This is a genomic window from Nostoc sp. JL23 (assembly GCF_017115065.1).
In the GTDB taxonomy this organism is placed as follows: Bacteria; Cyanobacteriota; Cyanobacteriia; order Cyanobacteriales; family Nostocaceae; genus Nostoc; species Nostoc punctiforme_A.
Genome location: NZ_JABXKN010000121.1, coordinates 75,811 through 102,425 on the forward strand (window position 1 = coordinate 75,811; position 26,615 = coordinate 102,425).

A 26,615-nucleotide genomic window follows, 5' to 3' on the forward strand; every position below is an offset into this window, starting at 1 on the left:
AAAGTTAACTAGGTCTAGACATTAAATCAATTTCGAGGAATGAATACCTCGGCTGAAAATGAGAATGATTCATCAGTACTACCTCTGACTCAGCACTGGCTCAACCCTAGCTATCTGCTAACAGCACCAATCATAATAATCCCTCCAATTCTGCAAATTTACGCAAACGTGGTAAACATTGGCGTTGATAAAAACTGCTTAATGTCGGAATTGACAACCCAAATTCCTCAGATAAATCTTTCCAGCTAACTTCTGGGGGTAAACGTTTGAGAATTAATACCTGACAATTCACATCTGGACGCCCTTTAATGTAAGTACCGCGCAGTTCCCCATCCGAATCTGTCTTCGCCCATATCTCCAAGTCTTCCAAAATCGGAGGTGCTTGGGGGCTAGCCGGTAGATTATCTACAGGATCAATAGTTTCACTTGTTCCACCGGATGTAGACTGACGAATTCTCAGAGGGACTGTTGTGGCTTGTTCTCGGTTCTGGTTAAGGTAAAAATCTTGTAGTCTCCTTTTTAAGTAAGCATTCAGCCAGGTGATCACACTGCCATAATTGGGATCGTAGATTTGACCTGTCAAACCTTCACAAACATTGCGACAGAAATACAACCAAGTTTGTTGTAGTGCGTCTTGATAGTAGGGAGTAGTTTCCCTCCAGAGTCTACTTGCTGTCAAGCGAATAATTTGCGTAAGCAGCTTCTGACGCTGAGGACTTCCAGGTTTGTGTCCACAGGCTTCTGTAACTAAGCGGCGTAGCTGTTCATCGAATTGAACCATGACAATCTTGGCGAAGAAAGCAAGAATATCTTAGTATTGCGTATAACAACACCCGAAAAAATTACCTTTAGTCAAGATACTGGATCTTTTTTAAAAGGCAGTAGGGAACGGGCATAGACTATTGGGAGATTTGAGGTTCTGAAGTAAATAGAACTTAGATTTGACACTCTCCGGGCTGAAGTGATCGAAGATTCCTAAGACATCGAGCGCCTTAATATCCTGGTTGCTTGGGTTCTCAAACTCACCACGTTTGCTCATAGAGCTTGGTTATACACTCAATTTACCGCTCTTTTGCCTACCCTATGAGTAAATTCAAGGGTAGGCAGAAAGATGGTGCATTCAAGTTATTTTGAATGCATATTTAGTTAAGTTTTTGAAACAGTAGTAATAGTTTTTTCTAATGACTGCAATGCTGTCAATAATTTGTCTTTTTGGGGTTTAGAAGCTTTAAGTTCTTCTGTAACCTGATCCATATTTGTCTCTATAGTTTCATAATTATTACGAGATTTAACTTTAATACCGTCTTCAACTTCTTTCCAAGAATCCTCAAATTTGTCAAATTCTTTTTTAGCTTGAACAAAGTTGCCGGATGTAACTGCGGCTTTAGTTTTGGATACTATAGTTAGTAAACTACTATTACCTGTAGTGGATGTTGTCGCCGGGGTTGATGTTGCGCTAGCATTAGGAGTCACCGCTGGGGTAGTTTGGGTAGTAGCTTGTTCGGGACTGTTACAGCCTACCAAAGCTAGCAAGCTTATACCTACAACGCTCGATATTAGTTGAAAAAACTTCATTGTAAAACTCCTTGATTAATTATTAAGCTGTCGTTGACAAAAAAAGAGTTTGATGTTTGCCAGAATTAACAGCAACATTTATAGGGATGGTCTCTACTAGTTAAATATATCATTTAATCCTATACTTATTTCCATAGTAAGTTTGCAACGGCGAAAAAACGTCAAAAACTCAAAGCCGCTGGAGCAAAAGATGATTTTATCAAAACTGTTTGCCGGTTTGGTATCGGCTTAACCAAAACTTCTATAAATAAAACCAAACTTGCAGTTAAGCGGTCAGGATGCTCACCCCACAAGATGGATAATTTATTTCTTGTCAGTCCCTAATTCAGCAACGCCTAATTTTAATAACCACTAGTATAAAATAATAATCTTTCTGGAGAATGACTATGAAACGAGCATTTCGCAAGTATCACCGCACGATTGGTATGATAATTTGTCTACCTTTAATGTTAACTGTGTTGACTGGAATGCTGACAACTATTGTTAAGGAATGGCCGATTAGTACTGGGCTTTCTTCTAGTTTTCTGTTAAGAATTCATACAGGAGAAATTTTCCATTTAGAAGCGATTTACCCAATTTTCAATGGATTAGGGCTGATTGGGTTGCTGGTTACAGGAATAAGTATGTCTGGATTATTCAATCGTAAAAAACGGAGCGACATCAATAATTAAGATTAGCTTATTCGAGATTTGAGAGATCCGGTGAGGAGTACTTACAACAATACCTTAATTTTTATCATTTGATAAAAATTAAGGTAAGAAAATTACGGCAGATTTAAAGTTAGGGAGTTACACTAGCTAACTCTGTTACCAAGATATAAAACAGGTTTTACTCCTGAATTCTGAATTCTGCTATATCCGATTTTATTTTTATCTTACTCCCCACTCTCCTTAATATAATCCCAGCCAGGATAAGACATTTTCCCACCAAGAATATCGCAGATCACCTACACTCAACTTCATTTTGTTGCGAATATCTTGGATTTTCCAGTTGGTTAGTTTAGCTAGAGTTTGCGCCTCTTGTTCAAAACGCTTGGGCAAAGACCGCTTATATTCTCTACCAGCTTGACATTTAAGTTCCCCTTGGAACGGATGTTGTAAAACATAACGTCCTTGGAAAGATTCACTGTTGGCAGTTTGTTGAAATATCAAGTCTTCAGGGAATTTGTCGCGCGTATAGCGAACATGCAACCGGGAGATAAAAACGTTACTTCTAGGAAAGGGACGACGAAAGCTGGGTGATACTGGCACATTACTTGTAGAATTATCATCTAGCCAAAATACACCTGCTTGCTTGAGTTCTTCTGGAGTCAGAGGTTCGGCAGAACAAGGATCGCAACTACCCATATCCCAAGCGTATTCTAAAAAACCAACTTTCCTGTCTTCTTTGGTATAGATAGTTTGAAACATGGATTTATAGAATTCACCAAATTCATCTTTGACAAATAAGGGAATGTTCGCGTCAGAGGGAATTTTCACAGTCCGATAGTTGGTGATTTCTGCTTGTCCTTGGGGCGAGAGGATGTAGACAATTAAATCCTGCTCTGTCGTAGCATTGATCATGCCTAAACGAATTGGCAGCATGAATTTGGGCGATTGGTAGGAAATTTGTAGCGGACGGAGGAACTGATAGCCAGATTGCTCAAATTTATCTAAGTTGACTTTAGCAACAAAGAATTTCATCGAGGAGCGAATATAAGGCTGAAGTAACTGTTTCGCACCTCTGGGGATCTTGTAGCCATTGCGTTTGAGCCAAGTTTCCAGTCCACCAGATTCTTTCGCACTGAGGATCACAATGTCATATTCGCCAACGTTAAAACGTGCTTCAACCGTCACACCCAAACTAGCATCGCCCCTTGCACCTCCCGCTTCACTTCTCGCGGCGGCTGGCGCTGCTGATAACTCTCTATCGTAAACTGGGGCACAAGGATCTGGGTCGAAATATTCAACCAATCGCGGCGCACTAAAAGCATCTAGCCGCTCGATAATCTTCGGTTCAGTGACGCGAACTTGCTCTTTTTGCAGCACCGTTGGCACTGGTACTACCATTGCAAAATCTTTGACTTCGCCTTGAAAATCGTTTGCCATTGTCATAACAGTGCGATCGCCCTTGGTGTTGGCAAAGCCATCGCTATCCCGCGCGATCACAACCTGAGATGCTTTGTTATACAATTTTGTATCAGCTTTGGCTACATAAAATCCACAAAATGCCCAAGCTGCGGGGGCAAAGCACAAAACAGCTACAATTGCTAACAATAATGGTGGTAAAAGTCGAAAAAACTTCATTATTTTATACCTCTATCTTTTTTAGTGCTAGAGACTAGAGACGTGATGAATCGCGTCTGTACAAGAGTTAGGAGTGCTGAGTTAGGAATTCTACCCCTGCTTCCTCATCTTTCTCTTGCCAAGAAAACCTTGGGGCTAACCAGAAAACATCTAGCAGGATGCTCAACGGTGCAAGAATAAACAGCGCCCAAAAAACTGCTGTGGAAACAAAGAAATAATTTCGCAGGATAAAAGTTAATCCGGCGATGCAGATTGCCCAAACTACACGCCCAATTCGGGAATTAGGAATCGATCGCGGATCTGTAATCATAAATAGGGCGAACAAGAGCAAAGATCCACTCATCAATCGATGCCAGTAAACATCCCAAGTCCAACCCAGCCAGAAATTGCGAATCGCCTCTAGCAAAGAGTAGGAACCCAAAAAAGCTGCTGTGGTGTCCCAGCGACCAATGCGCTGCAAAATCATGCCGCCAGTGCCGAGAAATAATAGCCCATACCACCACTCTTCACCCCATTGCCCCGGCGAAACCCAAGCATCAGGGGTGAGAATCAAGGCAGATATGATGCCAAAATTGGCGGGATTGAAGAAATGCTTATCGCCAACTTGGAAGATAAATTTGCTGACGATCGCAAGAACTGCGGCTATTGCCATTGTCGTCCAGTGGTCAGCCCGTAACAATAGACTCAGTCCCAGTGAGGTAATTAAAGCACTGCGAAAATTTGGGCTTTGTCCTACCCTGCGGGAAGCCGCTAGGGCGTCTATGTCATTTGCTAATGACCAATGACCAATGACTAATGACAATATCCATTGAGTTGCTAGACTTGTGGCGATCGCTACTCCAATTAACTCTGGTCGTAGCGTCCAATCTCGTGTACCGATTCCCAGCACTAGGAATAAGCCGAGAAATAGTATTTGATAATCTCGTATATCTTTAAGCAACATTACCCTTTTATTCAGGGATTCCCCGTAGATTTCTCATCAATTTAGACGAGAGATAGCTCAAATAGCATTGCTGTTACAGATTTTGTTACAAAATAAGATAGTTAAGTCTATAAGTCCCCAATTATTTATGTATTGGCGCATAGATTTAAAATTAGACAGTTTTGAGAAATGAATGTATGAAATTTCTTGACAGTTACGGAAAGACTCGAAATGCAATTTGCACCTCTGTTCCCAATTTTCTACCGCATTCTCCAGCCGAGTTTTCCCAACTGCCTTTGGAGTGGAAATCCCGGTTCTAAAGCGATCTCACTCACATTTGATGATGGGCCCCATCCGCAATACACACCCGAAGTCTTGGCAGTGTTAGATCGTTACAAGATTACAGCGAGTTTTTTTTGGTTGGGTGTTTGCGTCAACCGTTCACCAGCCATTGCTAAAGCCGTTAGCGATCGCGGACACTGGATCGGATTGCATGGCTACGATCATCGCTCTTTTCCTATGCTTTCCCCAAACGACCTAAAGGACAGTTTAGAAAAAACCCAAGCTGCCATTTACAATGCCTGCAATCTGCAACCTGAACAAGTGCGAGATGTTCGCCCCCCCAATGGTTTCTTTACACCCGCGACTTTAAAGTTGTTCTTTCAGTGGAATTACCGCCCAGTAATGTGGAGTGTTGTACCAGAAGATTGGGTGCGGCCAGGTGTCATCACTGTGGTACAGCGAATTATGCAACAGGTCAAAAATGGTTCAATAATTGTCTTGCATGATGGTGCTTGCGGTGGACAAGATGTTGCTGCCACTATTCAAATTCTCATTCCACAACTGCTACAACAAGGTTATGAGTTTGTAACCGTTGATACTCTATGGCAGCAAACTCAGGCTAACTAAAGTATTAGCCTGTCAAGTTAAATAAAAATGTGCTACTGGCGTGTTTAGTACTCAAAGTTAGCGATCGCTTACTTACATATTTTGCATAATTTGGCAAATGTTTATCTGCGATTACGACATTGTAGTGGATAACGCTTACCCCGCCATGTCGTCCAACCATCTGCTATTTTAGTACGACTGTTATATTTGAGATACCAGTTATCTTGTTCTGCACCTAAATAACGAATACCTAAATCCTGTTTTTGTCTGCTGGAAAAACGTTTTCCTAGAGGAACCCACGCACTACCGTTATCACTAAACCGCCCGACGAGACGGACACCAGAAGTAGTAGAGCAAACATCACCGTTACAACTAGTTTGTGGATCATCGACTACTTTCCACTGCATTTTCGCTGGTCTACCGTCAATATTACAATCCCAGAGACCAAAGAACCACTCACCAGCAATTTGACTGGCTTTAACATGACTAGATGCCAATACCAAACTTGCAGGAACAATCGCCAAGCCCAAAAGCCATTTTGTGATGTTTTTCATAATGCTTCACCAATTCCTTAAGCTGATCTAAACTTTCTATTCACTAATACTTTCTATTAACTTATAGATATCAGTATTACTGTTTATGCAGATAATAAAAGTGCAAAGATTTAATATTTTTTGTGCATAGACTGCGACACTTTCCTGTTTGTACAACTGAACGGATTAATCAATTACAAACGGGTGAACTGTTATACAGCAGATTTCAAGGAAAGTGAGGTACACAACGATTTGTCTGTTACCCAGGTATAAAGCGTGTTTTACTCCTGAATTCTGCTGTATTTAACTAACGAATTTTAAAATCTATCTGACCTGATACCATTTCTTTGTGAGGGTGCGCCAAATTTTCTTTTTTCTTTGTGTCCAACTCTTACGAGACGCTGCGCGTAGCTTGCTTCTCCGTAGGAGTATGCGGTTCGTTCCTCATATAGTTTGGCGCATCTTCATACAGAATTGGTATGAATGCATTCCTCTTATGCACTGAGGATAATTCAGAACTTCTAAAAGTAAAAATAGAGCGCGTTAACCTAGTACCGACACTTCTCCATCTGCGTTTATTGTTTAATATGACCGCAGAATGGTATGAAGATTTTCTTACATTTTCTAGTCGGGAGTATCAGCCACTAAAGGCTGATATCCCAGTGGCTTATGCTAGTTCCTAGAGTTGATGTGTGGCTAAAAAAGCTTCGACTTCAGCAGCAGTAGGTTGAGAAGCGATCGCACCTGGTTTAATGGTAGTCAGTGCCCCAACAGCACTGGCATAAGTGACAATGCGTTTTGCTGTTTCTGCATCCCGCAAGCTGTGGATACCATACTGACTCAGTTGGTGAATGAATCCTGCCAAAAAGCTATCTCCTGCACCAGTTGTATCAACTACAGGGATGGAAAACGAAGGTAATTTGCCTTCGTTCTCACCCAGACAATAAGTGCAGCCGTTTTCACCATCTGTCACTAGTACTCCTTCAATTGAAGCTAGGCGATAAGTGATGGCTCCGGGATCTGCGGTTTCAAATAGCCATTCAGCTTCTTCTTTGGAGAGTTTGAGGAAATCGACTCGCTTAACTAATTCTGGAATTTTTTGATGAGCAATGTTTGGCTCTTTCCAAAATACAGGACGCCAGTTGACATCCAGCACAATTTTTAAGTCGTAATGTTCTGCTAACTCTAGAGCGCGATTGATTGCCTCTTCACTTTCAGGATAGGCTAATTCCAAAGTACCCAAAACTAGAAAATCTGCCTGTTGAAACAGCGAATCTGACAATTGTTTAGCTTGCAGGCGAGTATCGGCAAATTCTGCGGTATCGTACTGACCAAATCCGGCAAAGGTGCGATCGCCAGCCAGATCCCGTGTAACATAAACTTGCCGCGTTGGTGCTGTGGGATGGCGTTGTACTCCCGTAATATCTACACCTACATCTTGTAATAGCTTTACCAGTGAATTTCCTGGCTCATCTTCGCCAACAGCTCCAACAAATCCTGCTGACATTCCCAGCTTGACTAAAGCACAGGCTACATTAGCTGGTGCCCCTCCTGGATAAGGAGTCCAAGATTTCACTTCTTCCAGCTTTAGCCCTAATTGATCGGCTAAACAATCAAACAAAATTTCACCAAGGCACAAAACACGGGGATTGCTCATCTCATTTTCAATTTTAGATTTCGATTTGGGATTAGGAATTTACAGTATAAAATCTACAATAGTTTCTACCAATCTGTCGCCAGTCCTTCATAGAATGAAATAGCAATTTTTACTACTCCTATAGCATGTAGGTGCTTCTAATCTCCACTTATTTTGCCTCAGTGCTGAGATTGAAAGAACCTAAAAATCAGTTATATTTATTACATAAAATATATCGTAGGTTATATTTTTGCCAACTTGAAATCCAAAGAAAATATTGACAATCCTATTACTGCTAACACTTGAAACCCCTACCAAGAAAAGAATCTTCTAGAATTAGAAAGAGTGATTAAGTACATATACCAAGGGAGGATAGAAATAGTCATGGCTGGTGGCAAGTCTGAGACCCCCGTTAGTCTGTCAGACAGAGAACTGCAAATTATCGACCTAGTGGCCGCTGGCTTAACTAACCAAGAGATTGCAGGAAAACTGGAGATTAGCAAGCGTACAGTTGATAACCATATCAGTAATATTCTGACGAAGACTGAGACAGATAATCGAGTAGCTCTTGTCCGCTGGGCTTTACAGTGGGGCAAAGTCTGTTTGAATGATGTCAATTGCTGTACTCTGCCTAACCAGATTGAATAAACAATTTACTAGTAGAAGCGTAATTGCTTTGGTCTAGTAAATTACAAACTAATTTTGAGTTTTACTGATTGTTCCCCTCTTTACGCCTAAGTTTTTAGTGTGAACACTCTACCAAAAGTTCCGAGTCCATCACTCAGCCGGAGTTTATGTTAGTGGAGCCAGCTGACCCTCGGACTCGGAAACTATCAAAGATCAGAATTCCTTTCCAAATTCAGCAGAACAGATATAGGACTGGGAATTGGGAATTGGGGATTAGGGACTGGGGAGAAGCATCTACAATGCCCAATGCCCCATGCCCCATGCCCTAACTAAACAATCATCTACAAAAATTAGCAACAATTCAGTGGTGCAAGCGTTACATTTGAAAGAAATCTATGTTGCCCCATCGGCTTTGGGAGTAGTGTTCCAATGAATACTTCCGCTTCTTTTCAGGGTAGCTCGTCTCCCTTTGAATTTTTTAACTTTGATTTTACGATACCTGTATCTGAGAAGGTTTCCAGTCTTGAAGACCAATCTTCAGGCTTTCCGCAAACCACGCAAGATGCCGACTTACTCAGACAGCTATCGTTTATTCCAGGGTTGAAAGAAATTTTGATGCTGCGGCAGGTTCATGCTTTAGAACATGCTACTGTTTGGGTTCTTAGCGAATCAAAAAGCGCTTATTCTGCTCCAAGAGAATCCACTAACGTTCAACTAGATAATGAACTATTAGGCGGTTTATCTACTGAGCAGGGATTCTACCTCTATGGTGAGGTAAATATTAGTGATTTGCGGCGTGCAGTCACACTTGCTCGACATCGCATCACCAGTGGAGAATGGGATTTGGCTGTACATCCCCGTTGTGGCACAAATTTATCAGTAGCAATGCTCTTAACAGCTGGACTAGCTGTCGGTGTGCATCTATTACTACCATTTCGACCAATCGAGCAACTTATAGGTTTGGGGTTAGCAGCAACGACAGCCGCTGAACTCGCACCTGATTTAGGTTCTATGGCACAGCGTTACTTAACAACTGCCATTCCTTTTAACCTAGCAATTGAAAATATTACCCGTACACGCGACCTTTGGGGGCGTGAGGCACATTTTGTTAAAGTGGGCTGGCAAGAATGAAGAGAGCAAGAAGAGATAAGGGGACAAGTTAACAATTCAAAATTCAAAATTCAAAATTCAAAATTCAAAATCAAAGACATTTCAGACGGGGATTTAAACCCTGACTGAAATGGGTGCTACATATAGATTGCAGGTTCTTAAACCCTTGAATTTACGATAAAATTTTCTCTATTGTCTCCCCCATCTCCCCACACTCCCTACTTCCTAATCCCTAAAAAAATTATGAGAAAACTTTACTTCTTACTTCCCGGTACAGATAGCAAATTTGCCTGTGGTGGTCTTTGGGCTGAGTTAAAAGCACTTAATCTAGCTCAGAATTTCTGTAGTGCTGAGGTTGTAACTTACCGTCAACGGGAAAAAGATAAGCTTTTTATTGATGATTTGTTAAAAGAGAAAAATTTAAATGATGTAATTTTTGTAATCAGTTGGGGATTTGATATAGCTCAACTTGTGGCTAAACTTCAGCAATACAATGTCGTTTACCATGCACATAGTCCAGGTTATCCATTTAGGCTACCTGCAAGTATTCCAATCATGACTGTTAGCCGCTATACAATGGGATATTGGGGAGAAAAATCGCCCAATTCTCTGATTTATTATTTGCCCAATCAAATTTCTGATGAGTTTCAAAATTTAGGGTTGGAACGAGATATTGATGTTTTAGTTCAAGCTCGGAAGTCTTCGGAATATTTAATTAAAGAATTAATTCCAGCGTTGCAAAAACGTTGTAAAGTATTGGTTGTTGACTCTTATATAGAGGATTTACCCGGATTATTCAACCGAGTTAAGGTTTACCTCTATGATTCGGCTGAGTACTGGGCACAACAGCGTGTAAGTGAAGGATTTGGTTTACAACCAATGGAGGCACTTGCTTGTGGTTGTCAAGTATTTTCTAGTATCAACGGTGGACTAGCTGATTACTTAGATCCTGGATTTAATTGTTATAAAATTGCTGGATATTCTCAAGAGTATGATGTGCAACGTATTATGAAGGTGATTGAATCTTCAGTAGTTTTTAGCTTGTCTGAAGATTTTTTTATTGAGCATCGGACTGAGAATATTATTAAGCGTTTCCAAGTTATTATGAACGAGTTAAATGAGTTTTTTGATCACAAAATTCAGCAGCAATCTAATATTAAGAGTTTGACGAAAATACGGATGGCGAAATTACTTACTCAGAAGATATATGGGAAGCTGAGGAAGAAATATTTTAAATAATACAAACGTAGACGCGTAGAGGCTTGCCGCAGGCTACCGCAGAGGCACTGAGAACACAGAGAGAAGAGAGGAAATTGAATGAATCGGCGGTTATTAGTTACTGGAGGTGCAGGGTTTATTGGGGCGAATTTTGTCCATCATTGGTGTCAGGTTTATCCAGACGATCGCGTGGTGGTGTTGGATGCTCTTACCTACGCGGGAAATCGTCTGAATTTGGCGCTGGTTGAGGGAAGAGAGAATTTCCGATTTGTGCAGGGGGATATTTGCGATCGCACCATCATAGACAACCTATTATCAACGGAAAATATTGATACTATCGCCCATTTTGCGGCTGAATCTCATGTTGATCGTTCGATTCTTGGTCCGGCTGCTTTTGTGCAAACTAATGTAGTCGGAACTTTCACTCTGCTTGAAGCTTTTCGCCAACATTGGGAAGCACAAGCACAACCATCTGATTATCGTTTCCTGCACGTTTCTACTGATGAAGTCTACGGTAGCCTGGGCGAAGATGACGCAGCTTTTTGTGAAACCACGCCCTACGCTCCCAATAGTCCCTATTCAGCTTCCAAAGCGGGTAGCGATCATTTAGTCCGTGCTTATTATCATACTTATCAACTTCCAACCATTATCACAAATTGCTCTAATAACTACGGCCCTTATCAGTTTCCCGAAAAACTAATTCCCCTAATGTGTATCAACACTTTGATAGGGAAACCATTACCTGTTTATGGTGATGGGAAAAATGTACGGAATTGGCTTTATGTGGGCGATCATTGCCGTGCTTTAGATGTGGTAATCAATAATGGTCAACCAGGAGAAACATACAATATTGGTGGCAATAATGAGGTGGAAAATATTAACCTCGTCCAACTTTTATGTCAGATGATGGATGAATTAGCACCTGATTTACCAGTATATCCAGCAAAGCAGTTGATTACTTTTGTTAAGGATAGACAGGGACATGACAGGAGATATGCAATTAATGCAAACAAAATTAAAACTCAGCTCGGTTGGACGCCTTCAGTAACAATTGCTGAGGGTTTACGTTTAACAGTTGAATGGTATCTCAATCATCGTGATTGGTGGGAGCCTCTGCTATCTGCGGAATATCAAGCTTACTATCGCAAAAATTATCTGTAGAATGACCTAAAATTGGGCTAACTTTAACGAGTAATGGTCTCAAATTTTTATGGGGAACTAATTTGTCATAATGTAAGCGACCAATAATTATGCCTGGATGTCTATTTTGATTTTGAGCGAATTCTTCAACCACCTTACGAGAAAAGACTTTTTTATTCGTAATAATAAATTCATTTAATGTCTGAGGATTTATTAACCAGTCAGCGGCTTTTTCGTTAGCTGCTCTTTCCTCATCATTCTCTTCTAACGCATCCAAGTTGTCTAAATAAGCTCCTTGATGTCCTAAAAAAATATGTGCTAACTCATGCATGAGTGTGAACCAAAATGAATCTATCCGGTCATATCTCAATGTCAACGCGATAACGGGATTACTATTTAAATAAAAGGCTGCTCCATCCAAGTATGTTTTGCTTAAATGCGGCACAATTATAAAATGTACACCTAAATCTGCCAGCAATTTAGGAATCTGCACAATACTTTCTACTTGTTTAGCACAAGCAAGAATTTCAGGGATAGCAGCCTCAAGTTTTTTGCGTTCAAAACTAGCAATTTCTTGTTGTTTCGCTATGTTTTCAACTCGTTTTACCCAAGCTATGCGAGAAGTTTCCTCTGGCTCTCGATGCTCGGAACAACGAAAATTAACATCTAGCTGGAGTGTTTCATCTAAAGAAGATATGCCGAAAAAATCACATACTTGCCGTTCTAAGTCATCAATTGAATCTGCTGCTTGAATCCACTTATTTTTGATTAGTTCAGAGATGGGAGCAATTGTATACAATCGACTTTTACGAGCTATATCTTGCTCTTATTTTTCTTTTCCTACTAGATGAAGCCGATACTTTGCTTCAAGATTTGTCCAGAACTCTGGAGAAGTACCCAAGGCTTGAGAGAGTTTGATAGCTGTTTCAGGTGTAATTTGCTTGCTTCCCCGAATGATTTCATTGATGGTTTGAACTGGACGCCCCATAATTTCTGCTAAATCTTTCTGTGTCCAGCCACGGGCTTCTAATTCTCGACTTAAAATTTTTCCTGGTGTTGGTACTCTTGCTGGTGCTAGCTTCTGGCTCATATTGCTGTCTCCCCTGCTGACGAAAGTTAGTGGTAGTCTTCGATATCGATTATTGTGAGATAATTTCACTGCTCATCCTCATCCACTGTCACAATTAGACACCACTGATTATTCAAACGTAGAGAACGCAGTCAGGGATTGCTGCCACAGTTTCTGTAGATAATGACTATCCTTGAATATAAGGGAATCAGATCAACGTAAATTGCCAGCAGGTGTTAAGATGCTGCAACCAGAACAGATATTACAAGATCGTTATCAAATCCAGCGTCAACTCGGCAACAATGGAATTCGCCAAACTTGGCAAGCATTGGATTTACAAGCCTCTGATGGCGAAAATTCTATCGTTGTGGTCAAACTTTTGGCCTTTGGCGGTACTGTACAGTGGGATGACCTGAAACTTTTTGAGAGGGAAGCACAAATTCTTAAACAGCTAAATCATCCTCGCATCCCTCAATATATAGATTATTTTTGTATCGACGATCGCACACTTTGGTTTGCCTTAATACAAGAATATATTCCTGGTGAGTCACTTAAGGAAAAACTTGCTGTTGGCAAAAGGTTTAGTGAAAAACGAGCGAGAAAAATTGCTGTTGAGGTTTTAAATATTCTCACCTATTTACATGAGTTGAATCCTGGGGTGTTGCATAGAGATATTAAACCAAGTAATTTAATCTGGGGCGACGATAATCGGATTTATTTGGTTGATTTTGGCGCAGTTCAAGATAAGGCGGCTAGAGAAGGCGTTACTTTTACCGTTGTCGGTACTTATGGTTATGCCCCAATGGAACAATTTGGTGGTCGAGCTGTTGCGGCTTCAGACTTATATGCACTGGGAGCGACTTTGATTCATTTGCTCACTGGAACTTCCCCCTCTGATTTACCCCAGCAGGATTTGCGACTGCAATTTACAGACCGAGTTAACTTGAGTCCCAGTTTTGTCAGTTGGCTACAAAAGTTAATAGAACCCGCTCCCGAACAAAGATTTACTAGTGCCACCCAAGCGCTGAATGCTCTTAAATCGGGACTGACTGTCAAATCTGCAAATAATAATCAGCTTTTGCCGCTAAAAGAAATAATCAACAATTCTGGATGCGGCATAAGTAATCAGAATGAAACAGTCCCAGAGGAAATTCTCGGTTGGAATTGGGGTGCTTTTCTGATGCCTTGGTTGTGGATGTGGCCGAATCAAGTGTGGTATGGTTTATTCTGTTTTGTACCTAATGCCTGGTGGATAATGGCGATCGCACTTGGTGCAAAAGGCAATGAATGGGCTTGGAAAAGTAGGCAGTGGCGGAGTATTGAACAATTCAAAGCCCATCAGAGAGGCTGGGCGATCGCTGGTATTCTACTTGGAGCGCCTATTAGTATTATGTTGTGGGTGCGAGCGATCGCTTTGCTCAAAGCTGCATTTTAGTGGGGCATTGGGCATTGGGCATTGGGCATTGGGCATGGAGAAGAGACGAGGTAGACAAGGAAGAGACTTGTTCAAGAATTCCCCCTTGTCCCCTTGTCCCCTTGTCTCCCCTGCTCCTCTGCTTCCTTCTAACTACTAACTTGCGATTCAACTACACCCACAGGACAAGAAACATTTGTCCCTCCCAAACCACAATACCCATTGGGATTTTTAGCCAGGTATTGCTGATGGTAAGCTTCAGCGTAGTAAAATTCCGGCGCATCCAAGATTTCTGTAGTAATCTTGCCATAACCTGCGCTATTGAGGGCTTGCTGATAAGCTTCCCGTGATGCTTCTGCTAGCTGCTTTTGATTTTCGGAATATACATAAATTCCTGAACGGTATTGAGTGCCAGTATCATTTCCTTGGCGCATCCCTTGGGTAGGATTGTGGCTTTCCCAAAAGACTTTGAGCAGTTCGGCATAACTAATCACTTTGGGATCAAACACAACCAAAACCACTTCATTGTGACCGGTTCGCCCACTACATACCTCTTCATAAGTGGGGTTGGGTGTTAAACCTGCAGCGTAACCGACTGCGGTGGTGTAAACTCCTTTAAGTTGCCAAAATTTGCGTTCTGCACCCCAAAAACAGCCCAAGCCAAAGATTGCCTTCTCTAATCCATCGGGATAAGGAGGCTTCAGGGGATTCTTGTTGACATAATGAGCTGCGGGTACTGACATAGATTGTGCCCTTCCTGACAAAGCTTCTTCAGGTGTGGGCATAACTGACTTTTTGCCAAATCCGAATAGTGCCATTGATTTTGACTCTGATATATATCTTTACCTTATTTACTATTTTAACGCTGTAAAGATTCTGGCATCGCTTGGGCTGTAAGTATTAATACCTTGTTGATATTGAAGGTGCGCTTTTGCCGCATCAAAGGCGATTGTGCCAGTTGCGTAAGTCCTGTTAGCTTCAGAAGATAATTATGGATAAAATACCGAAAATTGACCGTCAAAGGGAGCATCAAGCGAACGAACGTACCTTTTTGGCTTGGCTACGCACTTCTATTGCATTGATTGGCTTTGGTTTTGCGATCGCGCGATTTGGTATATTTCTGCGTCAGTTGAATACTGCTATTACTCAACAAGAACCTCCGGTAAGTCCATTATCTAACTCGGAAAATTTGGGTGTTGCTTTGGTAATTTTTGGAATTTCGACTATTGCCTTAGCTGCATGGCGATACAACCAAGTTTTCTGGCAAATTGAAACAGGGAACTATAGACCAAATAGGTTAATGGTTTGGATCATGACTGGAGTTGTAATTATTTTGGGATTTTTCTGTATTCCTTTACTTCTATGGCGCGATAAAGTACCTTCTCGTTCTCCGGTTCCCATGCAACCACAGTCCCGAAATTTGCATTAAATACACTTTTTAGACGAGCTCATTTTTTTGTAACTTTTTTGCCGATTCTTAATCAATCTTAGCGTAGGCGTAGCCCAACCCAGGCATCGCTCTATATCTGCCCAATTTATCGCACTTCATATCTAGCAAGCTTTTAGGCTTTTTGTAATCATCACTTTCACCTTGGACTGAATCGTCATACACTGATTTTTAACTAACGAAAGCGGTTGCCCTCACAGAAACGATGAGTGAAAGTAAGATATCAGAGATATTAGAAAGCTTCGAGGCAGACTTGCTGTCGGAGTGGACTCAGGAACTAGCCATTGTCAATATTCGCAGAGGCTTGATTAAAGAAGCCCAGCTAAAGGAGGAGTGCCGAGAATTCCTGAGTTTGTTTCGGATTGCCGTTGGACGGGGCAACTTTACCAATATTCAGGCAGCGGCGTGGCAGGAGATGCGGGAGATGCTCAACAGCATTTCTCGATCGCGATCGCAAAATGGTTTCACACCCTCAGAAACGGCTACATTCGTCTTTTCGTTCAAGCAGCCCCTCTTCAAGCGAATGCGTCAGCAATTGCAAGACCCGATTGAGTTGGGTGAAAATATCTGGTTAGCCACAAACTTACTAGATCAGCTAGGATTGCTGACCATTGAAATCTATCAAAAGGCGCGGGAAGAGGTGATTTTGCGGCAGCAGGAAGAGTTGATGGAGCTGTCTACCCCAGTGGTTAAACTCTGGGAGGGAATTTTAGCATTGCCAATAATCGGCACTCTGGATAGTGCCCGGACTCAAATGATGATGGAATCGTTATTGCAGAAGATTGTCGAAACCAGTTCCGAAGTTGCCATCATTGACATTACCGGGGTTCCCACTGTCGATACCCTGACTGCTCAACATCTGCTCAAGACTGTTACTGCCGCCCGTCTCATGGGAGCTGATTGTATGATCAGTGGCATTCGTCCTCAAATTGCCCAAACAATCGTCTATCTCGGTATTGATTTGGCTAATGTCACAACAAAGGCAACGTTAGCCGATGCCTTTCTGACGGCGCTAAAACGGTTAGGAACGACCATTACCCGCTCTCAATCCAAATAGCTGGAAGAAAGCAATGGAACGCATTCCTATACTCAAAATGGGCAATTTTCTACTTGTGACAATCCAAGTAGATATGCACGATCGCCTCGCCATCACGCTACAAGAAGACCTGACAAACCGCATCACTCAAACTCACGCTCACGGTGTCCTGATTGATATTTCGGGATTAGATATTGTTGATTCCTTCATTGGGAGGATTTTAGCGAACATTGCCAGAATGTCACGGGTGCTGGATGCTGAGACAGTTGTCGTCGGGATGCAGCCTGCTGTGGCAATCACCCTAGTGGAATTGGGGCTGTCGCTGATGGGGATTCGCACTGCCCTAAACGTCGAAAAGGGTATGGCATTGTTGCAATCGTCATTCAATGAAACCACAAATCAAATCACTGCCAATAAATGGCGTGCAGATGATGATGCAGAAGACTGAAACGATCGACATTCAATCTTCTACAGATGTAGTTTTAGTTCGGCAGGCCGTGCGCCAGCTGTCCGTGGAAATTGGCTTTGGCTTAGTAGACCAAACTAAAATTATCACCGCCGCTAGTGAGTTAGCCCGCAATACCCTAGACTACGGAGGGGGCGGCACAGTCAAGGTAGAAACGCTTCAGGAAGGGCGACGACGAGGACTCCGGCTGACCTTTGAAGATCGGGGGCCGGGAATTTCCGATATCGAACTGGCACTCAAGGATGGGTTCACTACGGGCAGCGGGTTAGGTATGGGGCTGGGTGGTGCCAAACGACTTGCCAACGAGTTTGAGATTCAGTCTGCGGTGGGAGAAGGAACACGGATAATAATTGTACGATGGAAATAAAATGAGAGAATCTGTCGCCGTCACAATTACTGAATCTAGCCAAACTGGGGAAGCCAGACGGGTAGCGATGGGTTTAGCAACTCGGCTCGGTTTTCAGGAAACAGAACGGGGCAAGGTTGGGATTGTGGTGACAGAAATTGCGAACAATCTGGTACAGCACGCTCACGGCGGAGTCGTGTTGCTGCGATCGCTCAAGGAAGATTCCAGAATTGGCATTGAAATCTTATCGCTAGATAAAGGACGGGGAATGGTCGATGTGGATGAGTGTTTGCAAGATGGCTTTTCCACAGCCGGAACTTTGGGCAATGGTATGGGTGCAATTCGTCGCCTTTCTGGTTTATTTGAAATTTACTCCATTCCCAACCAAGGCACAGCGCTCTTGGCTCACCTCTGGCCAGACCCAGCACCCCATCAACCTGAAAAGTTTTTAGAAATTGGAGCGATCTGTTTGCCCAAACGAGGAGAAGAGGTTTCAGGAGATGCCTGGGCATCGGAAGTCGATTGTTGTCGTAGCCTGTTGTTAGTAGCTGATGGTTTAGGGCATGGGCCTGCGGCGGCTTCTGCGGCTTCCGCAGCCGTGAGAATGTTTCAAGAACATCTTCACCGTTCTCCTGGTGCGATCGTCGAAGCTGCCCACGCCGCCTTGCGAAGTACGCGAGGAGCAGCACTCGCCATTGCCGAAATCGACTTTGACCAACAATCTATCCGCTTTGCTGGCATTGGCAACATCGCTGCCAGCATTTTCTCCTTTACTGAGCATCGCCATCTGTTATCTCACAATGGCACGGTCGGACATGAAATCCGCAAAATTCAAGAGTTTAGCTATCCCTGGTATGCCAACGGAATTTTAATTATGCATTCTGACGGATTAGGCGCTAAGTGGCAAATCGATCGCTATCCCGGCTTAATTCAAAAACATCCCAGTCTGATTGCAGGTGTGCTATACCGAGACTTTAACCGAGAGCGGGATGATGTGACGGTGTTAGTTGCGAAAGGAATGGTCAGATGACAAGCGTTTTCACGATCGCCATCCAGTACGAACAGGATGTTGTGCAAGCTCGGCAACGAACTCGTGAGATCGCCGAGCAGTTGGGCTTTGATGCTCAAGATCGGGCACGATTGGCAACGGCAGTTTCTGAAATTGCCCGCAACGCCTTTCAATATGCCCAAGGTGGAACAGTTGAATTTTCTGTGGCAGGAGAGCCGCAAGCGTTTCTGATTCGGATTCAGGATCGGGGTGGGGGCATTCCTGATTTAGCAGATGTTTTGGCCGGACGCTACACCTCTGATACGGGAGCGGGGCTAGGCATCGTGGGTACTCGTAGATTGATGGATTTCTTCGAGATTGAATCGCTGCCGGAGCAGGGAACAACGGTAACAATCGGCAAAAGGTTGTCGAAGCGCACACCTACTTTCACCGATTCGCAATTGCAGCAGATTCGAGAAACCGTAATTGGGCGATCGCCTGAAAATCCCTATCAAGAAGTCCAGCAGCAAAACCAGGAATTACTCCGGGCTATGGCAGAGCTACGGAAGCGTGAGGAAGAACTGAGCCAACTCAATCAGGAATTGGAAGATACCAATCGCGGTGTGGTTGCCCTCTATGCAGAACTGGATGAGAAAGCCAGCTCCCTGCAACAGGTAAACGAGCTAAAAACCCGCTTTCTCTCGAACATGAGCCACGAGTTTCGTACACCCCTCAACTCGATTTTGTCCCTCTCTCGGATGCTGTTGGCACGGATGGATGGCGATTTGACCATCGAGCAAGAGAAGCAGGTGACATTCATCCAAAAGGCGGCAAGCGGATTATCAGAACTGGTCAACGACTTGCTGGATTTGGCAAAGGTGGAAGCTGGGAAAATTGAAGTGCATCCCAGTTCCTTTGAAGTTAGTGAATTGTTTGCCACGTTGCGGGGGATGCTGCGCCCATTATTGGTTCAAGGCTCCTCTGTGACGCTGATTGTTGAGGAACCTGAAGACATTCCACCGCTCTATAACGATGAGGGGAAAGTCGCTCAAATTCTGAGAAACTTTGTCTCCAATGCCCTCAAATTTACCGAGCAGGGAGAGGTGCGTGTCAGCGCTGTGCAAACGGGTCATACCGTCACCTTCTCTGTATCGGATACGGGCATCGGCATTGCTCCCGCCGATCGAGAACGGATTTTTGAAGATTTTATGCAAATTGAGTCCCCTCTGCAAAAGCAGGTGAAGGGAACCGGGTTAGGATTGCCGTTATCGCGCAAGCTAGCGGAGCTAATCGGTGGCAGCATTTCGATGAAAAGTCAGCCAGGTGTAGGCTCTACCTTTACAGCCTTGATTCCCATCGTCTACCCAGATGCCACCGAATTGACCACCGTACTGCAACCAATCGCATCAGTTGAGCCAACTCGCCTGCCGATTCTGGTGGTTGAAGATCATCCAGAAACCCTATTTATTTACGAAAAGCACCTTCAGCAATCAATCTATCAATTGATTGCTACCCGCACCTTAGCTCAGGCAAGGCTTGCCTTACAAAAACTTCGACCAACGGCGATTATGCTAGATATTCTGCTGGAGGGGCAAAACGGCTGGACGTTCTTGCGAGAAATCAAAGGGGATGAAATGACCCGTAATATCCCTGTACTTGTTATTACCATCATTGATAACGAGAAGCAAGCACTGGCGCTAGGAGCAGACGGTTTTCTAATTAAGCCGGTAGACAGATTGCCGCTGTTGAACAAACTCAATAGGCTAATTAGTAAGAACAAGCCTCAAAAAATCTTGTTAATTGACGATGACTCCGCCTATCGGTATCTGGTGAAACAGTTGTTAATAAATACACCGTTGAGTATTTTAGAAGCTGCGAATGGAAAAGAAGGATTAAATTTGGCACAACAAGAGCAGCCAAACGCGATCGTGCTGGACTTGGAGATGCCAGAGATCGGTGGGTTTGATGTACTCAAGCAGCTTAAAAACAATTCCGTCACTCAGTCGATTCCTGTGATTATTCACTCATCTGCCCAACTGGATGCAGAAGCACATAGCCGGTTAGCGGAACAAAGCATAGGCATTGTTTCCAAAGAAACAGGCTCTCAAACCACGGCGATCGCTCAACTTCAAGATGCGCTTGTCAAAGCCGGACTTGTTCTAGAGGTTTCAGGGAAAAGCCATGTCTGAGCCACGGGTTAAGATCCTGCATGTTGACGATAACGAAGCCAATCGTTACGTTGTTACTCGGATTTTGCAAAATGCAGGCTTTAGTGTCGTGGAAGCGGCAACTGGAACCACAGGCTTAGAAGCTGTTGCTAACTTTCAGCCTGACTTAGTAATTTTAGATGTCCAATTACCAGATATCAGCGGCTTTGAAGTCTGTCGCCAAATTAAGGCAAACCCGGAAACGGCTTTTATTCCTGTGCTACACCTTTCTGCAAGTTTTGTCCAAAGCCAAGATAAAGCAGAAGGCTTGGATAGCGGTGCTGATGCTTATCTGGTGCAACCCGTTGAACCAATTGAACTGCTTGCCACTTTGCGATCGCTGCTGCGAATTCGTCGGGCGGAGGAAGCTGCTTTGTCCTCAGCGCGGGAGTGGCAAACCACCTTTGACTCGATGAACGACGGCGTTTCTCTGGTAGACCGAGAAGGGATAATTATGCGCTGTAATCGAGCGATGATGCAGCTTTTTTGCAAGCCCTCCCACGAAATCTTAGGTTATGCCCACCACGAACTGATGGGCGCAAAATTGGGAATCGGCGATGGCACTTGTTTTCGCCGTGCGAAAGCAACTCACCAACGGCAAATTCTCGAATTTCAGTCCCAAGAACGCTGGTTTGCCAAAACCATCGATCCGGTAATTGATGGGTATGGGACTCTTACAGGCGCCGTTTTCATCTTGTCTGATATCACCGAACGTAAGCAAGCAGAAGCCTTGCTGCAAGAGCAAAACGATCGCCTCAATCAACTAATGATTTCTTTGCAACAAAAGACTGAACAAGCGCAGCAAGCCAACCGCATCAAAGATGAGTTTTTGGCAGTGCTGTCTCATGAATTGCGATCGCCCTTGAATCCGATTCTGGGTTGGGCAAGAATTCTGCAAAAGAGTCACCAGGATGCAGCCAAAACTCAGTACGCCCTCGAAACCATCGAGCGTAACGCGAAACTGCAAGCACAACTAATCGAAGATTTGCTCGATGTGTCGCGTATTCTCCAAGGTAAGTTGAGTTTAAACACAGTTCCAGTCGGTCTGAATTTTACTATCAAAGCTGCCCTTGAAACCGTGCGGCTGGCTGCTGAAGCTAAATCCATTCAGATTCAAACAATATTTGAACCGAATGTTGGGCCAGTGTTGGGTGATTCTGGTCGCCTGCAACAAGTTGTTTGGAATCTACTTTCTAACGCGATTAAATTTACCTCACAGGGTGGTCAAGTAGAGGTGCGGTTAGAAACAATCAAGGATGAAGTAGATACCCATTCTGCGGAATACACTCAAATCACTGTCAGCGACACTGGTAGGGGGATCTCTGGTGACTTTCTGCCCTACGTCTTTGACTACTTCCGCCAAGCCGATGGGACAACGACGCGAAAATTTGGCGGGTTGGGGTTAGGGTTAGCCATCGTGCGTCATTTGGTTGAATTGCACGGCGGAACGATTCAGGCAGCCAGTCCTGGAGAAGGGCAAGGAGCAGTATTTACAGTCAAACTTCCACTGATCACTGCTTCAAAATTAAATCAAGTTAATACTGCCGATCGCGATCGCTCAGATTTAAATCTCAATGGATTGCAAACGCTGCTTGTAGACGACGACAAAGATTCGCGGGAGTTCATTGCCTTCGTGCTAGAACAGTACGGGGCACAAGTGACTGAAGTGGACTCAGCACATGATGCTCTAAACATCTTGATGCAAACAAAATTTGATTTGTTAATTAGTGATATTGGTATGCCCGATATGGATGGCTACACACTAATTCGTCAAATTAGAAAGCAGTCACCCGATCGAGGCAGAGAAATTCCAGCGATCGCTCTAACTGCTTATGCAGGAGAAACCGATCGACAACAGGCGCTAGCTGCTGGATTTCAACACCATATCTCCAAACCAATTGAGCTAGAAGTTTTAATACAGGCTATTTTGACGATAGTAACGGTTTAGCAACCTGAATTTTTGAGAGGATGTGTAGACGCAAAGCGTCTTGTCATCAGAAATCGCTCTATTTTAACTACACCTTGTGATATCTTGCGATATAAAGTTGTACTCAATTAACATTAGCCTCAGAAATAACCGTCACACAGGCATTCACTAAGGGTAACAGCGGCCCTAATTGCTCTTGTCCATTCACTGCTAAATCGCTGTGACACAAATAAACTCTCTCGGATACACGAGAGAGTAAATCTGTCAAAATTCTTTGCAGTCGTTGTTCTTCTGCCAATTTTTCATCTTCTGCTGTCCAAGGTTCGCCTAACCTGTCTCGCAGGAAAAACGGCGCACCGAACAAAGTCGCTGCACCACCTTTCGCCCACAGGGGTGAACCAGCATCCAGCCAAAAATGCCATTGGTGTGATCGCCTACTAGATCGATATTGAAATATAGTTGCTAAGGTGACAGCCTTTCTCGCTCCACCAATGGGGCGCACAGGGTAAGCGTTGGCGGTAATTGTACCCCGTCGCAGTAGTTGAATGAATTCAATAATAGTTGTATGAGGGGTTGTTTCAACTGGGGCAATTTGTCGTAATCTGGTGTCAATTTCCCAGTAGTGTTGGGCGGTTTCTAATAATTCCCGCAATGCTGCTAGTTGTTCGTAGGGAAGATTGCTACCATTCCATAAAAAGCGCTGAATTGCTCTGTCTAAAAGGGAAATAGGACTGGGAATTAACCGCAATTCTTGTTGCGATCGCTGCTGTTCTAACCACTCTAATATTTCACTATAGGCTGTAGTCGCTGCATAACCAATTCGATCCCAGCGCTCGAAGACTGACACTGGTAGCAAGTTGGGGCGATCGGGATGGGGTACAAAGCAGTAATCTGCAATTAAACCAGCACGTACCGGATCAATATTTGTAGAGACGCGATTCATCGCGTCTGTTGTAGATACCCGATTCATCGCGTCTGTAGAGTTTTCTGGTGGTTGTTGTTTCCTGCTCAATACAACCAGCATTTCTGCGACGGCATCCCGATCTACGAGGCGTCCTAAGCCGGGATAAACTAGTGCCAGCATGGTGAGTAAGGCGCGAATGATGGGCGAACTAATTAGAGGACGTTGGTCGTTGAGCGATTCTACTGGGATATTTTGTTTGACGAGGATTTCTACTAGAGTATAACGAGCGATCGCATCTAAACCTGGTGCAATAATTGCCACTTCTTCTGGTTGCACTTGCTGCGATTGGATGGCGTTAGCAATTACCTCTGCTGTTTGCCGCAATAATTGGGCGCGGGAGGTGGTTTGAATTGAATGCACTGTTTTTGGTAAACTCAACATTACCATCGGTTCTGTGACTAATTCCACCATCTGTTTAGTCAGTTGCTCGCTCAGAGACTCTAGAGGCGGCCCATTCAAGATTTCTACCCGACAACGCTCTGCTAACCCTTCTAAATAGTTAGGATCTGCTCCCAATCCCAATCGCACCGCACCATCAGGATTGTAACTAAATGCGCCAACGGCACCTCGATCTAATAGCAACTCAAACAAAAGACGCGCTACGCTAGGATAGTCATCGACATCATCCGCCAGTACTGCCTGATAGCGTTTAGTTAGGTGCTGTTGGTAGTTGCGATCGCTTAATAAGTGCTGACTATAAAGTTCGGTAATAATCCCATAAGTCAGTAAACCCCTCTCTAAACACCAATTACGCCAATCTAGCAGCAAAGATGCCAAAAATTCCGGCTCTAAAGTTGTGGCATTTTCCCCCAAACCTTTGGCCAAAATCTGGGCAATATCTTCGCAAGGTACACCACTATAAGCTGCTAGTTGTAATAAGTCCAAAATGCGACGCACCAAGCGAGATTCATTCACTCCCGCAATACGTAAAATTTCTTCGTCTAATTGGGGACGCCAAAGTTTGGTTGCTAACTCTTGCTCCGTTTCTGGTCGCAATCTTACCGGAAACTGTGCCTTCAGGTTCAATGAGTTAATCAGTAACGGCCAAAATAAAATGACTTCATCCTGAAAAAAACCTAGTGGTGTCTTGGCACGAACCGGATATTTACCCAAGGTGGAGGTAACAATTATATCTCCTAATTCTCGACGATTATCATCATTGGCAGCTAAAACTAAAACTCCTGGCTCTGTTTGTTTAAGATATAAAAATTCGGGTACATGACCAGTTTTTTTACGTCCTGTTTTTTTCGTATAAAATGATTCAGTATATTCTTTTTCTGATGCTACCCAATTATAAAATTGCTCTACTAAGCGAGCTGTCTTACCACTGCGGCTAGTGCCAACAATCCAAACCGAATGAGAAACCACAAACTTTCTCCTTGTAGATTTGTTAGTATACCTCGTGCGTTAACTTAAGGTTAATAGTCACCAAATAATGCTGAATGATTGTCTGCAATGAAAAACTCTGTTTTTAGTCAAAAAATCTATTCTTTCTTACTTGCTGCTTATCGATGGTACTTACAGACTCCTGAACGTTCTTTAGATCAAGCTTACGATGCAGCATTAAAAATTCAGGAAATAGAAAATAAGCATTTCAATGGTAATAAAATAGACATTGACTCGGCCATGTACAGTAACAGTGTGATGGATTATTTTGAGTCAGACCTCAACAAGCTATTAAAAATTGCCAGGATGCGGTTGACGGAGTTTAGAGGAAGCCGTTGGTTTCTAAATGAAGAGAATCAAAAAGCTGCCGAGAAAGCAGGTATAGAGTATCTAAGTCCTTCTTTAGTTTTAGAAAAGCTAAACTATATCGACCAAGTTATATCTAAATACACAACAAGTTCCGATCAAACAACTTCCAAAGCTTTAGTAGTACAACCTCCAAATCTCCCAGTTACCTCTGTCACATCTGACGAAAAATCGCTGCTCGTCAAAACTCCAACATTACCACCCAAAATACCAAATCAAGACTTAAATAATAAACCAAAAGGTAAGAGTAAAACCGATACAATGGGTGTTTTACCTCGTTCTATTTTAAGTACTATCAGTCGTCTGCAAGTTGAATTAGACCCTAATTCGGAACAAGAAGTAATTCAGAGTTTTCGTCAAACTCAGAAAAGAACAATAATATCTCTCAGGTTTATCTTACTATTAATTATCATACCACTTTTAACACATCAGATAGCAAAAGCTTTCGTAGTCGGGCCAATTATTGAGAAGTTTAGAAGCACTCAGGAAATACAAATATTTCTCAATTCCGAAATGGAAGAGGAAGCCCTTTTAGAATTACAAAGATTTGAAGAGAAACTCAAGTTTGAAAATCTTATTATCAAAGCCCCTCCACTATTACCTGAGCAGATGGAGACTGAAATGAAAAATAAGGCAAAAGAGCTGGCTGAAGAATTTCGTCACGAAAGCTCTGGTGCTATCAAAAATGTTTTTGCAGATATGTTCTCGGTAGTTGCTTTTATCTGGCTTTTGCTAGTTAGTAAGTCTTCTATTGCTGTACTCAAAGATTTCTTTGATAATATTGTCTATGGACTTAGTGATAGTGCGAAGGCATTTATCATTATTTTGTTTACTGATATCTTTGTAGGATTCCACTCTCCTCATGGCTGGGAAGTACTGCTAGAAGGAGTATCACGCCATTGGGGATTACCGGCAAATAGAGATTTTATCTTCTTATTTATTGCTACATTTCCGGTGATTTTAGATACTATCTTTAAGTATTGGATCTTCCGATATTTGAACCGGATATCGCCTTCTGCTGTGGCGACTTACCGTAATATGAATGAATAGGGAATAGGGCATTGG

General features: G+C 43.1%; 26 protein-coding genes. 16 read left to right on the forward strand and 10 right to left on the reverse strand.

Annotated features, from left to right (window positions below; all coding sequences use genetic code 11):
* Positions 1–130: 130 nt before the first annotated feature.
* Together HWQ42_RS24160 and HWQ42_RS24165 are read right to left on the reverse strand one after the other, a co-directional pair.
* Positions 131–781, reverse strand: coding sequence for a sigma-70 family RNA polymerase sigma factor (locus tag HWQ42_RS24160; protein ID WP_292735778.1), 651 nt, complete (start codon positions 779–781; stop codon positions 131–133).
* Positions 782–1,146: 365 nt separating this feature from the next.
* Positions 1,147–1,575, reverse strand: coding sequence for a DUF4363 domain-containing protein (locus HWQ42_RS24165; protein ID WP_292816750.1), 429 nt, complete (start codon positions 1,573–1,575; stop codon positions 1,147–1,149).
* A 386-nt stretch (positions 1,576–1,961) separates the two neighbouring features.
* Here HWQ42_RS24165 and HWQ42_RS24170 point away from each other — a divergent pair, with 386 nt between their 5' ends.
* Entirely contained in the window at positions 1,962–2,246 is a 285-nt protein-coding gene (locus HWQ42_RS24170; RefSeq protein ID WP_292816752.1) for a peptidase, read from the forward strand.
* Positions 2,247–2,465: 219 nt separating this feature from the next.
* Here HWQ42_RS24170 and HWQ42_RS24175 read toward each other — a convergent pair whose 3' ends face one another.
* Positions 2,466–3,860, reverse strand: coding sequence for a DUF2330 domain-containing protein (locus HWQ42_RS24175; protein WP_292816754.1), 1,395 nt, complete (start codon positions 3,858–3,860; stop codon positions 2,466–2,468).
* A gap of 67 nt (positions 3,861–3,927) precedes the next feature.
* Positions 3,928–4,803 (reverse strand): RnfABCDGE type electron transport complex subunit D, encoded by an 876-nt coding sequence (locus HWQ42_RS24180; RefSeq protein ID WP_292816756.1) that lies wholly within the window; start codon positions 4,801–4,803, stop codon positions 3,928–3,930.
* Between the two features lie 210 nt (positions 4,804–5,013).
* On the opposite strand from HWQ42_RS24180, the gene HWQ42_RS24185 reads away from it, so the two are divergent.
* Positions 5,014–5,691, forward strand: a complete 678-nt coding sequence (locus HWQ42_RS24185; RefSeq protein ID WP_292816758.1) for a polysaccharide deacetylase family protein — start codon at positions 5,014–5,016, stop codon at positions 5,689–5,691.
* A gap of 101 nt (positions 5,692–5,792) precedes the next feature.
* Here HWQ42_RS24185 and HWQ42_RS24190 read toward each other — a convergent pair whose 3' ends face one another.
* Positions 5,793–6,224, reverse strand: a complete 432-nt coding sequence (locus HWQ42_RS24190; protein ID WP_292816760.1) for a DUF6006 family protein — start codon at positions 6,222–6,224, stop codon at positions 5,793–5,795.
* A gap of 458 nt (positions 6,225–6,682) precedes the next feature.
* On the opposite strand from HWQ42_RS24190, the gene HWQ42_RS24195 reads away from it, so the two are divergent.
* On the forward strand, positions 6,683–6,886 hold the full coding sequence (locus HWQ42_RS24195) for a hypothetical protein (RefSeq protein ID WP_292816762.1): 204 nt from the start codon (positions 6,683–6,685) through the stop codon (positions 6,884–6,886).
* Here the strand turns inward: HWQ42_RS24195 and HWQ42_RS24200 are convergent.
* Entirely contained in the window at positions 6,883–7,860 is a 978-nt protein-coding gene (locus tag HWQ42_RS24200) for a carbohydrate kinase (protein ID WP_292816764.1), read from the reverse strand. The genes HWQ42_RS24195 and HWQ42_RS24200 overlap by 4 nt on opposite strands.
* Before the next feature lie 363 nt (positions 7,861–8,223).
* Here HWQ42_RS24200 and HWQ42_RS24205 point away from each other — a divergent pair, with 363 nt between their 5' ends.
* The 4 genes from HWQ42_RS24205 to rfbB all read left to right on the forward strand — a co-directional run bounded on the left by HWQ42_RS24205 (position 8,224) and on the right by rfbB (position 11,955).
* A complete protein-coding gene (locus HWQ42_RS24205) occupies positions 8,224–8,487 on the forward strand; it encodes a helix-turn-helix transcriptional regulator (protein ID WP_099103136.1) in 264 nt (87 codons plus the stop codon).
* Between the two features lie 408 nt (positions 8,488–8,895).
* Complete coding sequence (locus tag HWQ42_RS24210; protein ID WP_292816766.1) at positions 8,896–9,597, forward strand: DUF6391 domain-containing protein; 702 nt, start codon at positions 8,896–8,898, stop codon at positions 9,595–9,597.
* A 222-nt stretch (positions 9,598–9,819) separates the two neighbouring features.
* Entirely contained in the window at positions 9,820–10,815 is a 996-nt protein-coding gene (locus HWQ42_RS24215) for a glycosyltransferase (RefSeq protein WP_292816768.1), read from the forward strand.
* A gap of 78 nt (positions 10,816–10,893) precedes the next feature.
* The gene (gene rfbB, locus HWQ42_RS24220) at positions 10,894–11,955 is read left to right on the forward strand and encodes a dTDP-glucose 4,6-dehydratase (protein ID WP_292816770.1); all 1,062 of its coding nucleotides are present in this window, start codon (positions 10,894–10,896) and stop codon (positions 11,953–11,955) included.
* Here rfbB and HWQ42_RS24225 read toward each other — a convergent pair.
* Positions 11,882–12,733, reverse strand: a complete 852-nt coding sequence (locus tag HWQ42_RS24225) for an ImmA/IrrE family metallo-endopeptidase (protein ID WP_292816772.1) — start codon at positions 12,731–12,733, stop codon at positions 11,882–11,884. The genes rfbB and HWQ42_RS24225 overlap by 74 nt on opposite strands.
* Positions 12,734–12,760: 27 nt before the next feature.
* On the reverse strand, positions 12,761–13,024 hold the full coding sequence (locus tag HWQ42_RS24230; protein WP_292816774.1) for a HigA family addiction module antitoxin: 264 nt from the start codon (positions 13,022–13,024) through the stop codon (positions 12,761–12,763).
* 220 nt (positions 13,025–13,244) lie between these two features.
* Here HWQ42_RS24230 and HWQ42_RS24235 point away from each other — a divergent pair, with 220 nt between their 5' ends.
* Entirely contained in the window at positions 13,245–14,438 is a 1,194-nt protein-coding gene (locus tag HWQ42_RS24235; protein ID WP_292816776.1) for a serine/threonine-protein kinase, read from the forward strand.
* 128 nt (positions 14,439–14,566) lie between these two features.
* Here HWQ42_RS24235 and msrA read toward each other — a convergent pair whose 3' ends face one another.
* On the reverse strand, positions 14,567–15,235 hold the full coding sequence (gene msrA / locus HWQ42_RS24240; RefSeq protein ID WP_292816778.1) for a peptide-methionine (S)-S-oxide reductase MsrA: 669 nt from the start codon (positions 15,233–15,235) through the stop codon (positions 14,567–14,569).
* 173 nt (positions 15,236–15,408) lie between these two features.
* On the opposite strand from msrA, the gene HWQ42_RS24245 reads away from it, so the two are divergent.
* From HWQ42_RS24245 to HWQ42_RS24275, 7 genes are all read left to right on the forward strand, one after another.
* Positions 15,409–15,846 (forward strand): DUF202 domain-containing protein, encoded by a 438-nt coding sequence (locus HWQ42_RS24245; RefSeq protein ID WP_292735831.1) that lies wholly within the window; start codon positions 15,409–15,411, stop codon positions 15,844–15,846.
* A 223-nt stretch (positions 15,847–16,069) separates the two neighbouring features.
* Positions 16,070–16,921 (forward strand): STAS domain-containing protein, encoded by an 852-nt coding sequence (locus HWQ42_RS24250; RefSeq protein WP_292816780.1) that lies wholly within the window; start codon positions 16,070–16,072, stop codon positions 16,919–16,921.
* A 13-nt stretch (positions 16,922–16,934) separates the two neighbouring features.
* Positions 16,935–17,348: an STAS domain-containing protein gene (locus HWQ42_RS24255; RefSeq protein ID WP_292816782.1), complete on the forward strand. Its 414-nt coding sequence runs from the start codon at positions 16,935–16,937 to the stop codon at positions 17,346–17,348.
* Complete coding sequence (locus HWQ42_RS24260) at positions 17,287–17,733, forward strand: anti-sigma regulatory factor (RefSeq protein ID WP_292816783.1); 447 nt, start codon at positions 17,287–17,289, stop codon at positions 17,731–17,733. The genes HWQ42_RS24255 and HWQ42_RS24260 overlap by 62 nt, the downstream gene beginning before the upstream one ends.
* Before the next feature lies 1 nt (position 17,734).
* Entirely contained in the window at positions 17,735–18,742 is a 1,008-nt protein-coding gene (locus tag HWQ42_RS24265; RefSeq protein ID WP_292816784.1) for an ATP-binding SpoIIE family protein phosphatase, read from the forward strand.
* A complete protein-coding gene (locus HWQ42_RS24270; RefSeq protein ID WP_292816786.1) occupies positions 18,739–20,889 on the forward strand; it encodes an ATP-binding protein in 2,151 nt (716 codons plus the stop codon). The genes HWQ42_RS24265 and HWQ42_RS24270 overlap by 4 nt, the downstream gene beginning before the upstream one ends.
* Positions 20,882–22,855, forward strand: a complete 1,974-nt coding sequence (locus tag HWQ42_RS24275; RefSeq protein WP_292816788.1) for a response regulator — start codon at positions 20,882–20,884, stop codon at positions 22,853–22,855. Before HWQ42_RS24270 ends, HWQ42_RS24275 begins: the two co-directional genes overlap by 8 nt.
* A 103-nt stretch (positions 22,856–22,958) precedes the next feature.
* On the opposite strand, the gene HWQ42_RS24280 is transcribed toward HWQ42_RS24275, so the two are convergent.
* Entirely contained in the window at positions 22,959–25,166 is a 2,208-nt protein-coding gene (locus tag HWQ42_RS24280; RefSeq protein ID WP_292816790.1) for a recombinase family protein, read from the reverse strand.
* A gap of 78 nt (positions 25,167–25,244) precedes the next feature.
* Between HWQ42_RS24280 and HWQ42_RS24285 the strand changes: the two genes are divergently transcribed.
* Complete coding sequence (locus HWQ42_RS24285) at positions 25,245–26,600, forward strand: proton extrusion protein PcxA (protein WP_292816792.1); 1,356 nt, start codon at positions 25,245–25,247, stop codon at positions 26,598–26,600.
* Positions 26,601–26,615 lie beyond the last annotated feature (15 nt).

Excerpts from the sequence above, each read along its gene's own strand:
- HWQ42_RS24165 (WP_292816750.1), bottom strand. The coding sequence starts at position 1,575 with ATGAAGTTTTTTCAACTAATATCGAGCGTTGTAGGTATAAGCTTGCTA.
- HWQ42_RS24185 (WP_292816758.1), top strand. The coding sequence starts at position 5,014 with ATGCAATTTGCACCTCTGTTCCCAATTTTCTACCGCATTCTCCAGCCG.
- HWQ42_RS24235 (WP_292816776.1), top strand. The coding sequence starts at position 13,245 with ATGCTGCAACCAGAACAGATATTACAAGATCGTTATCAAATCCAGCGT.
- HWQ42_RS24160 (WP_292735778.1), bottom strand. The coding sequence starts at position 781 with ATGGTTCAATTCGATGAACAGCTACGCCGCTTAGTTACAGAAGCCTGT.
- HWQ42_RS24195 (WP_292816762.1), top strand. The coding sequence starts at position 6,683 with ATGAATGCATTCCTCTTATGCACTGAGGATAATTCAGAACTTCTAAAA.
- HWQ42_RS24250 (WP_292816780.1), top strand. The coding sequence starts at position 16,070 with ATGAGTGAAAGTAAGATATCAGAGATATTAGAAAGCTTCGAGGCAGAC.
- HWQ42_RS24215 (WP_292816768.1), top strand. The coding sequence starts at position 9,820 with ATGAGAAAACTTTACTTCTTACTTCCCGGTACAGATAGCAAATTTGCC.
- HWQ42_RS24180 (WP_292816756.1), bottom strand. The coding sequence starts at position 4,803 with ATGTTGCTTAAAGATATACGAGATTATCAAATACTATTTCTCGGCTTA.
- HWQ42_RS24275 (WP_292816788.1), top strand. The coding sequence starts at position 20,882 with ATGTCTGAGCCACGGGTTAAGATCCTGCATGTTGACGATAACGAAGCC.
- HWQ42_RS24200 (WP_292816764.1), bottom strand. The coding sequence starts at position 7,860 with ATGAGCAATCCCCGTGTTTTGTGCCTTGGTGAAATTTTGTTTGATTGT.
- HWQ42_RS24265 (WP_292816784.1), top strand. The coding sequence starts at position 17,735 with ATGAGAGAATCTGTCGCCGTCACAATTACTGAATCTAGCCAAACTGGG.
- HWQ42_RS24245 (WP_292735831.1), top strand. The coding sequence starts at position 15,409 with ATGGATAAAATACCGAAAATTGACCGTCAAAGGGAGCATCAAGCGAAC.
- HWQ42_RS24210 (WP_292816766.1), top strand. The coding sequence starts at position 8,896 with ATGAATACTTCCGCTTCTTTTCAGGGTAGCTCGTCTCCCTTTGAATTT.
- HWQ42_RS24270 (WP_292816786.1), top strand. The coding sequence starts at position 18,739 with ATGACAAGCGTTTTCACGATCGCCATCCAGTACGAACAGGATGTTGTG.
- HWQ42_RS24205 (WP_099103136.1), top strand. The coding sequence starts at position 8,224 with ATGGCTGGTGGCAAGTCTGAGACCCCCGTTAGTCTGTCAGACAGAGAA.
- rfbB (WP_292816770.1), top strand. The coding sequence starts at position 10,894 with ATGAATCGGCGGTTATTAGTTACTGGAGGTGCAGGGTTTATTGGGGCG.
- msrA (WP_292816778.1), bottom strand. The coding sequence starts at position 15,235 with ATGGCACTATTCGGATTTGGCAAAAAGTCAGTTATGCCCACACCTGAA.
- HWQ42_RS24230 (WP_292816774.1), bottom strand. The coding sequence starts at position 13,024 with ATGAGCCAGAAGCTAGCACCAGCAAGAGTACCAACACCAGGAAAAATT.
- HWQ42_RS24170 (WP_292816752.1), top strand. The coding sequence starts at position 1,962 with ATGAAACGAGCATTTCGCAAGTATCACCGCACGATTGGTATGATAATT.
- HWQ42_RS24190 (WP_292816760.1), bottom strand. The coding sequence starts at position 6,224 with ATGAAAAACATCACAAAATGGCTTTTGGGCTTGGCGATTGTTCCTGCA.
- HWQ42_RS24260 (WP_292816783.1), top strand. The coding sequence starts at position 17,287 with ATGAAACCACAAATCAAATCACTGCCAATAAATGGCGTGCAGATGATG.
- HWQ42_RS24255 (WP_292816782.1), top strand. The coding sequence starts at position 16,935 with ATGGAACGCATTCCTATACTCAAAATGGGCAATTTTCTACTTGTGACA.
- HWQ42_RS24175 (WP_292816754.1), bottom strand. The coding sequence starts at position 3,860 with ATGAAGTTTTTTCGACTTTTACCACCATTATTGTTAGCAATTGTAGCT.